This is a genomic window from Bordetella muralis (genome assembly GCF_054781015.1).
Genome location: NZ_BAAGVF010000008.1, coordinates 1,065,751 through 1,078,603, shown reverse-complemented (window position 1 = coordinate 1,078,603; position 12,853 = coordinate 1,065,751). Strand labels below are relative to the sequence as shown.

Below are 12,853 nucleotides of genomic sequence, written 5' to 3'. Positions count from 1 at the left end.
ATGTTTCAGGCAGATGCTATTGTAACTTGCCGCCTCACGGTGATTGTCGCCGCAACCGTGCCGTTACTGCAGCGTAATGTTGCCTTTCTGGATCACTTCTGCCCATTTCCGGGTTTCGCTGGCGATGAATTTGGCGAAATCTTCCGGGGTGCCGCCTCCTGCCTGGCTACCCGTATCGGCAATGGCTCGTTGCACTTCCGGGTCTTGCAGGATGTTGTTCAGCTCCGCGTTCAGCTTGGCGATGATGGGGGCGGGCGTACCTGCCGGTGCGATGATCCCCTGCCAGTTATATGACTCGAACCCAGGCAATCCTGCCTCGGCCAGTGTGGGCACATCGGGCAGCACCGTCAGGCGTTTGGCGGACGTCACGGCAATAGGATGAACTTTTTTGCTCTGAATGGCGGGCAACGCTGCATATCCCATTTCAAACATCATCGAAATATGTCCACCCATCAGATCCGCAGACGCCGGGCTGCCGCCTTTATACGGCACATGGACGATATCGATGCCTGCCTGTTCGCGGAACATTTCGCCTGACAAGTGGTGCGCACCGCCTACGCCCGAGGAACCAAAGGTCAGTGTCCCCGGTTTTTGCTTGGCCAGAGCAATCAATTCCTGCAGGTTTTTGACCGGCAATGCATTCGTCACGCTCAGCACGAGAGGGCTGTTCTCGACCAGAATGATGGGCGCCAGGTCTTTGTCTGCTTTGTAGGGCATCTGCGCCATCAGACTGGGATTGACTGCCAGGGGAGCCAGATTGCCCGCGCCGATGGTGTAGCCATCGGGAGTCGCTTTGGCGACCAGGTTTGTGCCGATGACACCGCCCGCGCCCGCCTTGTTTTCGACAACGACGGTTTGCTTGAGCACATCGCCCAGCTTGCGTGCGATGAGACGCATACGAGTATCGGCAAAGCCGCCGGGCGCATAAGGCACGATGAAGGTAATCGGCTTGGACGGCCAATCACCGAGATCTTGGGCGCGGGCCTGCGACGCGCCGGCTACAGTGGCGATCGCCAACAGGCTGGCGAGCAAGGGACGTAAAGATTTCATGCGCGAGCTCCTCTTTCTTAGACGTAGCGCGGAGCCAACAATTATGACCGTTATGACCTCTTCGCGCCCGCTGCCGCGCTGGCGTTAAAAGCGATAACCGACCGCCAAGGTCGTGACCCACGGGTCAATGCGCGCCGTGCCGATGCGTTGGCCGTCGAGTTTTACCTTTGACGAGATGTCGATGTAACGGACATCCGCATTCATAAACCAGCGGTCGCTGAGTTTAATATCAACGCCAAGCTGTCCGGCGAATCCCCAGGAGTCGCTGAGCTTCAGGCTGGAGCCGGCGAGTGGGCCGCGTGTGTGCGTGTCAAAGAAATGGGTGTAGTTCAGCCCCACGCCGACGTAGGGTTGTACCGTGTGATCCGGCAGGAAATGCCATTGCACGCTGAGCGTGGGGGGCAGCTGTTTGGTTGTGCCGATTTTTCCCAACCCGGCGTCACCGGATACGTTGTGCTGAAAGGGCAACGCGCCCAGCAGTTCGATACCGATATGTCGAGTGGCCATATAGGTCACCGTGAAACTCGGCCGCACGCTGCTGCTGACATCGAGATCGACTGTGCCATCGAGCACGCTGCCATTGTTGGATTTCGGGCTGACCTGGGTGACGCCCAGTTTGAAAAGCCAATCGCCGGCTTCGTGGGCGTGGGCGGGGATGGCGCTCAGGCTGGTCAGGCAGAATGCGGCCGCCAAGGTACTGCGTAATGACATGACTTCTCCGTAAAGACCGAAAGCTATCGGCACGGAGATGGTGGCAGGGTCTATCGATATCCGGCTTGATCCATATCAAGCAGGGCAGCATTGCGCGAAAAACTCATGCAGCGCGTCAGGGCTAAGCGCCCTGTTCGATGACGCATCGCGCGGCGTCGAGAAAACGGCGGCCGAGCAGCGGCAACGGAGCGAGCGTGGAGTGGGTGGCCCAGATTTCCACATGAGCGTCTGGATGAATGGGCCGGATTGCCACGCGCTCAGCCAACTCCGGCGTGATGCACCAGCGATCTACGAGGGCCGGCCCCAAGCCCTGCAGTACGAAAGCACAGGCCGTGACTGGAGAATGGACTTCGACTGCAGCAGGACAGGGCTGCGTGTCACCAAAGAACGCGGTGAGTGCATGATCGAGGGGCGTTCCGGTGGGGTAACCTATCCACTGCGCAGAGCCGAAGTCGTCAGCGTGCACGATATCGTGGCTTGCCAACGGGTGACCTTTCGGCGCGATACAGACAATGGGCACGGTTCCCAGCCGCACGGAATTCAGATGGGGATGTTGAGGTGGGGACATGGATAGTCCGACATCGGCGCGTCCCGTCAGAAAGTAGCCCGCGAGTTCGTCAAAGGTAACGCTGCGGTAGTCGACTCGGCTACGTTCCGTACGCCCGCGCATGGCCAACAGCGTACGCGGCACCAGGCGCTGCCCGTAGCTGGCAGAGCACACGACGCGCAATACGCCGGCGCCTGCTTCGCCTAACGCAATCGCGAGATCGTTGACGCGCTGAATGCCGCCATAGACTTGCTCGACTTCCGCGTAGAGGCGCAGCGCTTCAGGCGTAGGCGTCAGCCGGCTTTTCGCACGCTCGAAAAGCGGATAGCCGAGGCGCGATTCCGTGAGCGACAGCACGCGGCTGACCGCGGGTTGCGAGACGTGCAGCAACCGGCCCGCTCCACTGATCGAACCCGCCATCATGATGGCGCGAAAGACTTCGATCTGGCGCAGATTCAGAGGCCTCGCGGCGGGGTGGGCTGGGGTGCCTGCTTCGGTGATCGCGTCGTCCTGCATCGCGGTTTTCCTGTCTGGGGCAATAACGGCGGATTATAGGTGTGGGACATTTTTCGATGAGTGCTCTGGCGGATGCCGGTGATAACCTGACTTGCAAGAAGACGCCGGGTCACTCCTCGTTTTCTTGCTCCCGCGGGCCTGGTTCGGTAACGCACGGTCCCGAGGAGTGCAGCAATGAAACCAAACCACATATATCCAGGGGAATTACATGTATCGAACTCTTGCCCGTTGTTTGAGCGCTCTAGCCGTTGCTTGCACGGCAACGGGCGCCGCCGTCAGTGCCCACGCCGCTTTTCCGGACAAGCCGATTACCTTCATCGTGCCCTCTGCCGCAGGGGGATCGCCCGACGTGTTATCGCGCTTGATCACAACGCAGATCGCCAAAGACTCTGGCGCGACGCTGGTGATCGAGAACCGTCCTGGTGCGGCGGGCAACATCGGCGTGTCGCAGATCAAGCGCGCAACGGCTGATGGCTACACCATCGGCTACGGCAATATCAACACCTTGGCCGTGAACCGCTCGCTATTCAAAAAGCTGCCTTACGATGTGGACAAGGATCTCGTCCCGGTAGGCCAGATGTTCAATATTTATAACGTGCTGATCGTGCCGGCCGATTCGCCGATCAAATCGGTGCAAGACCTGATCGACCGTGCCAAGGCCGAGCCGGGCCGCCTCTCGTATGGCGCCTCGGGTGTCGGCACCACGGGCCACATGGGTGGCGAGCTTTTTAAAAGCATGGCTAAAGTCGATGTCATGTTCATCCCCTATAACGGCGGACCGGCCGCGATGCAGGATTTGATGGGCGGACGGTTGGACTTTACCTTTGCGAATACGTCGGAGGCCGTACCGCTGATTCAAAGCGGCAAAGTGCGCGCCTTGGGCGTCAGCAGTCTCAAACGCCTGGCCTTGCTGCCCGATGTTCCGACACTGGACGAAAGCGGTCTGAAGGGCTACGAGACAATCGCCTGGGGAGGTGCGGTGGCGCCTGCAGGGACGCCGGCCGATATCATCAAAAAGCTCAACGCCGACTTGAACAAGGCGCTGGAAAATCCCGAGGTCCAAAAATCATTGGCAGCGCTCGGCGCCGATCCTGCTGGCGGCAGCCCCGAGGATTTCAAGCGGCTCATGGATGCGGAAACCGCTAAGTGGGGCAAACTGATCGAGAGCGCAGGCATCGAAAAGCTGGACTGACCAACACAACCCATCATCATTCTATGCAAGCTGATCTGATTATTACGAATGCCCTGCTGGTTGACGGCAGTGGCGCAGAACCGGTGCAGGGCGACCTGGCCATTAAAGGTGAGCGTATCGCCGCTCTGGGCGATTTCCCGCACCCGGCCGGCATTCCTGTTCTGGATGCCGCCGGGCGCGTGTTGGCGCCGGGTTTTATCGACTCGCATACGCATGATGATGGCTATCTGCTGGCACATCCGGAAATGACGCCGAAGGTGTCGCAGGGCGTCACGAGTGTGGTCACGGGTAACTGCGGCATCAGCCTGGCCCCGTTGACGCGTCAGGATGTGCCGCAACCGCTGGATCTGCTCGGCCCTGCCGAGTTCTTCCGTTTTTCTACCTTTGCGCAGTGGATAGAGGCTTTGCGCGAGGCGCCGGCCGCCACCAATGTGATTCCATTGGTGGGGCACACGACGCTGCGTGTGGCAGTGATGGGCGACGCGGTCGATCGCGCTGCCGACGCGGGTGAGCGCCAGGCCATGCGCGAGTTGCTGGCCGAGGCGTTGGCCGCAGGCGCTTTCGGGGTATCGACCGGGACGTTCTACCCCCCTGCCGCCGCGGCGCCCACCGACGAGATCATCGAGGTTTGCGCGCCGATGGCTGGACGTCATGCCATCTACGCGACGCATTTACGCGATGAGGCTGATCACGTCGTGCCGGCCATGGAGGAGGCGCTGGCCATTGGGCGTGCCGTCGATGCGCGGGTTGTGTTCTCGCATCACAAAGTGGCGGGCAGCCGCAATCATGGCCGCACCCGCGAAACGCTCGATATGATCAGCCGAGCCGCGGCGAGTCAGCCAGTCTGCCTGGATTGCCACCCGTACCCTGCGACGTCCACGATGCTGCGCCTGGACCGTGTGCGCATTGCCAGCCGCACCATGATCACGTGGTCCAAGGGATATCCGGCTGCCACGGGGCGTGATTACGCCGATGTGCAGGCCGAATTGGGCCTGGACGACGAAGCCATGCTGGCGCGGCTGGCGCCCGCGGGCGCGATCTATTTTTTGATGGACCCCAACGATGTGCGGCGTATTTTCGAGCACCCGCTCACCATGGTCGGATCCGATGGCCTGCCCTTTGATCCCCATCCGCATCCGCGTCAATGGGGCACCTTTCCCCAGGTGTTGCGCCGCTTAGTGCGCGAAGAAGGCGTGTTGACACTCACGGCGGCGATTCATCGCATGACAGGCTTGGCCGCAACGCAGTATGGCCTGTCGCAGCGAGGCCTGCTCCAGCCCGGTTATTATGCTGACTTGGTATTGCTGGATCCCGAACGCGTCACCGATCTGGCGACCTTTGAGAAACCTGTCCAGGTCAGCCAGGGCATTGACGGTGTCTGGGTCAACGGCCAATCTGTCTGGAACGGGGACCAAGCCAGCGGCGCACGGCCCGGCCAGGTATTGCGCCCCGGCATCGTCGGCATGAGCCCATAGGGGCAGCCGCAACAAGCAGGATTGGAATGTTGCGCCGTCGGGCGCTCGAACGTGCATGGAAACAAGACATATGTTGGGTGTATTGGGTGGAATGGGGCCGCTGGCAGGCGCAGCGTTCGCACTGCGATTGGCGGCGCTGACGCCGGTCGACAGGGATCAAGAACACATTCCCACCCTGTTGTTGAATGACCCGCGGATACCCGACCGCAGCGCAGCGCGGCTGGCTGGCGGCGAAGACCCGTTGCCAGCAATGCGCGCAGGCATTGAATTTCTGAATGCGTCGGGAGCGGACCTGATCGCCATTCCTTGCAATACGGCGCATCTCTGGTACGACGAACTGGCCCTGGCCTCGCAATGTCCCGTCCTGCATATCATCGAGGCCGTTGCCGACGATCTGCGCCGCCAAGGCGTGACGCGCGGCCGGATAGGATTGATGGGGACCTCGGCGACATTGGCATTGGGCCTGTATCAACGCACCCTGGAACAGCACGGCTACGAATGCATCGTGCCACAGGACGACGAGGTAGAGTCATTGTGCATGACATCTATCCGCGCGGTGAAAGCCAACCGGCTGGATGATTCCTTGGGGCCTGCAGTGGAGTGCGTGCAGCGGCTACGTGCACGTGGTGCTGATGCCGTGGTGTTGGGATGTACGGAGTTGCCGTTGGCCATTCCCCACGCGGTGCGGCCATCGTTGGGCGTGGTGACGACGGACTCGATCGACGCGCTTGCTCTGGCCGTGATTGAGCATTACCAGAAGGCCGGCAAACTCGCGACGCATCGCGTCTAGAAATAAAAAACGGCCCCCACGCTGCGCCTTTGGCTTGCTGCCCCCGGAGGGGGCGTTTTTGCCTTGGGACGGCCCGGCGGCAAAAAAGGCCCCCACGCTACGCCTTTGGCTTGCTGCCCCCCGAGGGGGCATTTTTGCCTTGGGACGGCCCGGCGGCAAAAAACGGCCAGTCCCCGCAGAAACTGGCCGTTTGATGGCATGACGGTGCTGATCAGCGTGGCAATTCGCTGGCGCCCATCAGATACTCATCCACTGAGCGAGCACATTGACGTCCTTCGCGGATGGCCCAGACCACCAGCGATTGGCCGCGACGCATGTCGCCAGCGGCAAAGACTTTATCGACATTGGTGCGATAGTCGTCAGTATTCGCGCGCACATTGCCACGTGCATCGCGATCCACGCCAAAGGCGTCCAGCACCTGCTGCACCGGCGAGACAAAGCCCATCGCCAATAGCACCAGGTCCGCCTGGATTTCGAATTCCGAGCCTTCGACCTCACGCATTTTCATCTGGCCGGTGGCTTCGTCCTTGAACCATTCGACACGTGCGCCGACCAGTTTTTCGACTTTACCGTTGCTGCCCTTGAGCAGCTTGGTCGTTACCGACCAGTCGCGCTCGCAACCCTCTTCGTGCGACGACGAGGTGCGCATCTTCAGGGGCCAGTACGGCCACACGAGCGGCTTGTTTTCCGACTCAGGCGGTTGGGGCATCAATTCGAATTGCGTGACCGAGGCTGCGCCATGGCGGTTGCTGGTGCCCACGCAATCCGAGCCCGTATCGCCGCCGCCGATCACGACGACGTGCTTGCCCTTGGCCAGCGTTTGTTTGGTCAGACGATCGCCTGCCACGGCCTTGTTCTGCTGACGCAGGAAGTCCATGGCGAAGTACACGCCTTCGAGCTCGCGGCCCGGCACAGGCAGATCGCGCGGCGTTTCCGAACCGCCCGTCATGACGACGGCATCGAATTCATCGGTCAACGATTTCGGGGTGCGCACGGTCAAGCCGTCGGCCACGGAATCGCTGGCGTTGCCCACATACGTGGACGGTGCGAACTCGACGCCTTCGGCTTCCATTTGCGAGATACGGCGGTCGATTTGCGATTTTTCCAACTTGAAGTCAGGGATGCCGTAGCGCAGCAGCCCGCCAATGCGGTCGCTTTTTTCGAACACAGTCACGGCGTGGCCCGCGCGCGCCAACTGTTGCGCGCATGCCAGGCCGGATGGGCCGGAGCCCACGACCGCGACTTTCTTGCCGGTCTTGCGAGCAGGGACTTGCGGCACAACCCAGCCTTCCGCCCAGCCCTTGTCGATGATGGCGTGCTCGATCGATTTGATGCCCACCGCATCGCTGTTGATGTTGAGGGTACAGGCCGCCTCGCACGGTGCCGGACAGATGCGGCCCGTGAACTCTGGAAAGTTGTTCGTCGAATGCAACACGTGCAGCGCGCGGCGCCATTCCTGACGGTAGACCAGGTCGTTCCAGTCAGGAATGATATTGTTGACCGGGCACCCGCTGTTGCAAAACGGGATGCCGCAGTCCATGCAGCGAGCTGCCTGTTGCTTGGACTGGTCATCGCTCAGGTGCAGGACGAATTCGCGCCAGTTCTTCAGGCGTTTTTGCGGAGCTTCAGAGGCTTCCTGCAGCCGCTGATATTCCATAAAGCCAGTGATTTTTCCCATGATTGGTCCTTAGGCCTTACGCAGCCAATTGTTCAGGATTGGCTGCACGCCACATTTCGCCCAATGCGCGGCGGTATTCCGTCGGCATCACTTTGATGAACTTGCCGCGCGAGGTTTCCCAGTCGCCCAGGATTTCGCGGGCGCGGAAGCTGCCGGTATAACGGAAGTGATCCTCGATCAGCTTGCGCAGAATCGCCTCGTCGGTGTCGCGTTCGCCACCGCGCTGAGCGCTGTGCCAGCAGGACTGATCGTTTTGCGCCAGCTGTTCCGCATGCGGCACGATGCCTTCCAGTTCGACCATCGACAGGTTGCAACGGTGTTTGAAGCTGCGGTCCGGATCCCAGACATAGGCCACGCCGCCCGACATCCCGGCCGCGAAGTTACGGCCGGTCTCACCCAGCACCACGACCGTACCACCGGTCATGTATTCGCAACCGTGGTCGCCGGTGCCTTCGACAACGGTCGCTGCACCCGAGTTGCGCACGGCAAAGCGCTCGCCTGCCACGCCATTAAAGAAAGCCTCGCCAGCCAGGGCGCCGTACAGCACCGTATTGCCCGCGATGATGTGATCCGGGCCAAAGCCACGGAAATCATTAGGCGAGCGCACGATGATGCGGCCACCCGAGAGGCCCTTGCCCACGTAGTCGTTGCCTTCGCCCACCAGGTCCAGCGTGATGCCATGCGCCAGGAACGCGCCAAAGCTCTGTCCTGCGGTGCCGTTGCACTGAATATGGATGGTGTCATCAGGCAGGCCATCGTGGCCATAGCGTGCCGCGACCGCGCCCGACAGCATGGCGCCGATCGTACGATTGCGGTTGCGCACCGGCGTGATGAACGAGACTTTCTCGCCGCGTTCGAGCGCAGGCTTGCTGCGTTCGATCAACAGGTGATCCAGCGCGCCGGCCAGGCCGTGGTCTTGTGCTTCGGTTTGGCGTTTTTCGGTATCGATCTGCGGTTGATAGAACACGCGGCCGAAATCCAGGCCTTGCGCTTTCCAGTGCTCGATGCCGGCACGCATGTCCAGCAGATCCGAACGGCCGATCAGGTCGTCGAATTTGCGGATACCCAACTGCGCCATGATTTCGCGGACTTCTTCGGCGATAAAGAAGAAGAAGTTCACGACGTGCTCGGGCTTGCCCTGGAACTTGCGGCGCAGGACCGGGTCTTGCGTGGCCACGCCTACCGGGCAGGTGTTCAGGTGGCACTTGCGCATCATGATGCAGCCTTCCACGACCAGCGGTGCGGTCGCAAAGCCGAATTCGTCGGCGCCCAGCAGCGCGCCGATGACAACGTCGCGGCCGGTCTTCATCTGGCCGTCGGCCTGCACGCGAATGCGGCTGCGCAGGCGGTTGAGCACCAGCGTTTGCTGCGTTTCGGCCAGGCCCAGTTCCCAGGGCGTGCCCACGTGCTTGATCGACGAGACGGGCGATGCGCCGGTACCGCCGTCATGGCCGGCGATCACGACGTGATCGGCTTTCGCCTTGGCCACACCCGCGGCCACAGTACCCACGCCCACTTCGGATACGAGCTTGACCGAGATCGAGGATTTGCTGTTGACGTTCTTCAGATCGTGAATCAGCTGAGCCAAGTCTTCGATCGAATAAATGTCGTGGTGCGGCGGGGGCGAAATCAGGCCGACGCCAGGCACCGAGTAACGCAGCTTGGCGATGTAGTCCGTGACCTTATGGCCGGGCAATTGGCCGCCCTCGCCGGGCTTGGCGCCCTGCGCCATCTTGATCTGGATCTGGTCGGCGCTGCTCAGGTATTCGGCGGTGACACCAAAACGGCCCGATGCAACCTGTTTGATGCGCGAACGCAGCGAGTCGCCGGCCTTCAGCGGGACATCGGCTTCGATGCGGTCGGTGCCCAGGACGGACGACAGCGTATCGCCGTCCTTGATGGTGCTCTTGCCATCGCGCATTTCGGCGCGATAACGCAATTCGTCTTCGCCACCTTCGCCCGTGTTCGATTTACCGCCGATGCGGTTCATCGCGACAGCCAGCACCGAGTGGGCTTCTGTAGAGATCGAGCCCAGCGACATCGCGCCCGTGGCAAAGCGTTTGACGATTTCCTTGGCAGGTTCGACGTCTTCCAGGGGAATCGCGCGCGAGGGATCAAAACGGAATTCGAACAAGCCGCGCAGCGTCATGTGACGGCGGGTCTGGTCGTTGATGATCTGCGCGTACTCCTTGTACGTGCGGTAGTTGTTGGCACGCGAAGCATGCTGCAGCTTGGCGATCGAGTCCGGCGTCCACATATGCTCTTCGCCGCGGATACGGAATGCGTACTCGCCGCCTGCATCCAGGTCGTTGGCCAATACGGGATCGCTGCTGAAGGCCGCGCGATGCTGGCGCAGAGCTTCTTCGGCGACCTCGAAAATGCCAATGCCTTCGACGTTCGATGCCGTACCCGTGAAGTACTTGTCCACCAGGCTGCGTTGCAGGCCGACGGCTTCGAAAATCTGCGCGCCGGTATAGGACATGTAGGTCGAGATGCCCATCTTGGACATGACCTTGTTCAGGCCCTTGCCGATGGCCTTGATGAAATTCTTGACCGCCTTTTCCGGATCGGCCATGCGTCCCAGCGATTCCAGCGCCAGATAGGGGTGGATCGCTTCGGCGCCGTAGCCGCCCAGCAGCGCGAAATGATGCACTTCGCGGGCCGAGCCTGTTTCCACGACCAGGCCGGTTGCCGTGCGCAGACCCGAACGGATCAGGTGCTGGTGGACTGCCGACGTGGCCAGCAACGCCGGGATGGCGACGCGCTCGCTGTCGACCAGGCGGTCAGACACGATCAGAATGTTGTAGCCGCTTTGTACGGCATCCACTGCACGAGCGCACAACGCGGCCACGCGGGCCTCGATGCCCTCGGAACCCCAGGCGGCCGGATAGGTGATATCCAACTCGTAGCTGCGGAATTTCTTGCCCGTGACTTGCTCGATGTCGCGGATCTGCGCCATGGCCGCGAAATCCAGCACCGGCTGCGAGACTTCCAGGCGCAGCGGCGGATTCACGTTGTTGATGTCCAGCAGGTTCGGCTTGGGACCGATGAACGACACCAGCGACATCACCATCTGTTCGCGGATGGGGTCGATGGGCGGATTGGTCACTTGCGCGAACAACTGGCGGAAATAGTTGTAGAACGGCTTGGCGCGGTTCGACAGCACGGCCAGCGGGGCGTCGTTACCCATCGAGCCGATGACTTCTTCGCCGGACGTGGCCATGGGTTCCAGAATGAACTTGTAGTCTTCCTGGGTCCAGCCAAATGCTTGTTGGCGATCGAGCAGCGAAATCGACGATTCGGGTGCTTGTGCCGCCTGGCGCGGCGTGGGCAGGGCTTCCAGCTTGAGCTGCAGGCGTTCGATCCATTGGCGATACGGGCGGCTGTTGGCCAGCTGCAGTTTGATTTCCGTATCGTCGATGATGCGGCCCTGTTCCAGATCGATCAGGAACATCTTGCCCGGCTGCAGGCGCCATTTTTTGACGATGCGATTTTCGGGAATCGACAGCGTGCCGGCTTCGGACGCCATGATGACCATATCGTCATCGGTAATCAGGTAGCGTGCAGGACGCAGGCCGTTGCGGTCCAACGTGGCGCCGATCTGGCGGCCGTCGGTGAACGCCACGGCCGCGGGGCCGTCCCACGGTTCCATCATGGCCGCGTGATATTCATAGAACGCGCGGCGGCTCGCGTCCATCTGCGTATGCTGTTCCCAAGCCTCGGGAATCATCATCATCATCGCGTGCGACAGCGAGTAGCCCGAATTCACGAGCAGTTCCAGGCAGTTGTCGAACGTCGCCGTATCGGACTGCCCTTCGTACACGATGGGGTAGAGTTTTTTCAGATCATCGCCCAGCACGGCCGACTGCATCATGCCTTCGCGAGCGCGCAGCCAGTTGAAGTTGCCCTTGACGGTGTTGATCTCACCATTGTGCGCAATCATGCGGTAGGGGTGAGCCAGCGGCCAGGCGGGGAACGTGTTGGTCGAGAAACGTTGATGCACCAGCGCCAGCGCCGACACCGTGCGCGGATCGGCCAGGTCGCGGTAGTAGCGGCCGACCTGATCGGCCAGCAACAAGCCTTTGTACACGACGGTGCGCACCGAGGCCGACGGCACGAAATATTCCTTGCCATGCGCCAGCTTCATTGCCTGGATGGCGTGGCTGGCGGTTTTGCGGATGACGTAGAGCTTGCGTTCCAGCGCGTCGGGTACCATCACGTCGGCGCCACGGCCGATGAACAGCTGGCGGATGACGGGTTCGACCGAACGCACGGTAGGCGACATCGGCATGTCGACGTCCACCGGCACATCGCGCCAGCCCAGCACAATCTGGCCCTCGGCGCGCACGGCGCGTTCGAGTTCCTGCTCACAGGCTAGTCGCGAAGCGGTTTCCTTGGGCAGGAACATCATGGCCACGCCATATTCGCCCGGTGCCGGCAGCGTGATGCCCTGTTGGCTCATCTCGTCGCGATAAAGCGCGTCGGGAATTTGAATCAGAATGCCGGCGCCATCGCCCATCAGCTTGTCGGCGCCGACGGCACCGCGGTGATCCAGGTTTTCCAGGATCTTCAGGCCTTGTTGAATGATGGCGTGGCTCTTGCGCCCTTTAATGTGTGCGACGAACCCGACGCCACAGGCATCGTGCTCGTGCTGAGGGCTGTACAGACCCTGTGCGGCGGGAATGCCGATGCGGGTTGCATCAATAGGCGTCGCCACCGGGCGACAGGAATCGGTTTGAGAATTCGAGGACATAGCGCGCTCCGCAGAGAACTGCGTCGGAATGTTGCAGTGCAAGGTCTCGACAATACTGCGGTACGGGTTAGGGCGCAACAAAAATAAATGTGGTACGTCCCTAATTTAAGCAGGGCACTGTTTTGGTGCCAATATATGGGG

General features: G+C 61.2%; 8 protein-coding genes. 3 read left to right on the top strand and 5 right to left on the bottom strand.

Annotated elements, in window-relative coordinates; all coding sequences use genetic code 11:
* Positions 1-63: 63 nt before the first annotated feature.
* The 3 genes from ACYVIT_RS22640 to ACYVIT_RS22630 all read right to left on the bottom strand — a co-directional run bounded on the left by ACYVIT_RS22640 (position 64) and on the right by ACYVIT_RS22630 (position 2,824).
* The gene (locus ACYVIT_RS22640) at positions 64-1,050 is read right to left on the bottom strand and encodes a Bug family tripartite tricarboxylate transporter substrate binding protein (protein WP_415804722.1); all 987 of its coding nucleotides are present in this window, start codon (positions 1,048-1,050) and stop codon (positions 64-66) included.
* A gap of 84 nt (positions 1,051-1,134) precedes the next feature.
* Positions 1,135-1,761 carry an OmpW/AlkL family protein gene (locus ACYVIT_RS22635; RefSeq protein ID WP_415804721.1) on the bottom strand — a complete coding sequence of 209 codons (627 nt, stop codon included), beginning with the start codon at positions 1,759-1,761 and terminating at the stop codon, positions 1,135-1,137.
* Between the two features lie 121 nt (positions 1,762-1,882).
* The gene (locus tag ACYVIT_RS22630; RefSeq protein WP_415804720.1) at positions 1,883-2,824 is read right to left on the bottom strand and encodes a LysR family transcriptional regulator; all 942 of its coding nucleotides are present in this window, start codon (positions 2,822-2,824) and stop codon (positions 1,883-1,885) included.
* Positions 2,825-3,032: 208 nt separating this feature from the next.
* On the opposite strand from ACYVIT_RS22630, the gene ACYVIT_RS22625 reads away from it, so the two are divergent.
* From ACYVIT_RS22625 to cuyB, 3 genes are read left to right on the top strand one after another with little or no spacing between them, the layout of a single operon-like run.
* Complete coding sequence (locus tag ACYVIT_RS22625; protein ID WP_415804719.1) at positions 3,033-4,016, top strand: Bug family tripartite tricarboxylate transporter substrate binding protein; 984 nt, start codon at positions 3,033-3,035, stop codon at positions 4,014-4,016.
* 23 nt (positions 4,017-4,039) lie between these two features.
* The gene (locus ACYVIT_RS22620; RefSeq protein ID WP_415804718.1) at positions 4,040-5,491 is read left to right on the top strand and encodes an N-acyl-D-amino-acid deacylase family protein; all 1,452 of its coding nucleotides are present in this window, start codon (positions 4,040-4,042) and stop codon (positions 5,489-5,491) included.
* A 55-nt stretch (positions 5,492-5,546) separates the two neighbouring features.
* Entirely contained in the window at positions 5,547-6,281 is a 735-nt protein-coding gene (cuyB, locus tag ACYVIT_RS22615; protein WP_415804717.1) for a cysteate racemase, read from the top strand.
* Between the two features lie 211 nt (positions 6,282-6,492).
* On the opposite strand, the gene ACYVIT_RS22610 is transcribed toward cuyB, so the two are convergent.
* Positions 6,493-7,959, bottom strand: coding sequence for a glutamate synthase subunit beta (locus tag ACYVIT_RS22610; protein WP_415804716.1), 1,467 nt, complete (start codon positions 7,957-7,959; stop codon positions 6,493-6,495).
* 16 nt (positions 7,960-7,975) lie between these two features.
* Entirely contained in the window at positions 7,976-12,712 is a 4,737-nt protein-coding gene (locus ACYVIT_RS22605) for a glutamate synthase-related protein (RefSeq protein WP_415804715.1), read from the bottom strand.
* Positions 12,713-12,853 lie beyond the last annotated feature (141 nt).

Coding starts and splice junctions, on each gene's coding strand:
- ACYVIT_RS22640 (WP_415804722.1), bottom strand. CDS start 1,050: ATGAAATCTTTACGTCCCTTGCTCGCCAGCCTGTTGGCGATCGCCACT.
- ACYVIT_RS22635 (WP_415804721.1), bottom strand. CDS start 1,761: ATGTCATTACGCAGTACCTTGGCGGCCGCATTCTGCCTGACCAGCCTG.
- ACYVIT_RS22630 (WP_415804720.1), bottom strand. CDS start 2,824: ATGCAGGACGACGCGATCACCGAAGCAGGCACCCCAGCCCACCCCGCC.
- ACYVIT_RS22625 (WP_415804719.1), top strand. CDS start 3,033: ATGTATCGAACTCTTGCCCGTTGTTTGAGCGCTCTAGCCGTTGCTTGC.
- ACYVIT_RS22620 (WP_415804718.1), top strand. CDS start 4,040: ATGCAAGCTGATCTGATTATTACGAATGCCCTGCTGGTTGACGGCAGT.
- cuyB (WP_415804717.1), top strand. CDS start 5,547: ATGGAAACAAGACATATGTTGGGTGTATTGGGTGGAATGGGGCCGCTG.
- ACYVIT_RS22610 (WP_415804716.1), bottom strand. CDS start 7,959: ATGGGAAAAATCACTGGCTTTATGGAATATCAGCGGCTGCAGGAAGCC.
- ACYVIT_RS22605 (WP_415804715.1), bottom strand. CDS start 12,712: ATGTCCTCGAATTCTCAAACCGATTCCTGTCGCCCGGTGGCGACGCCT.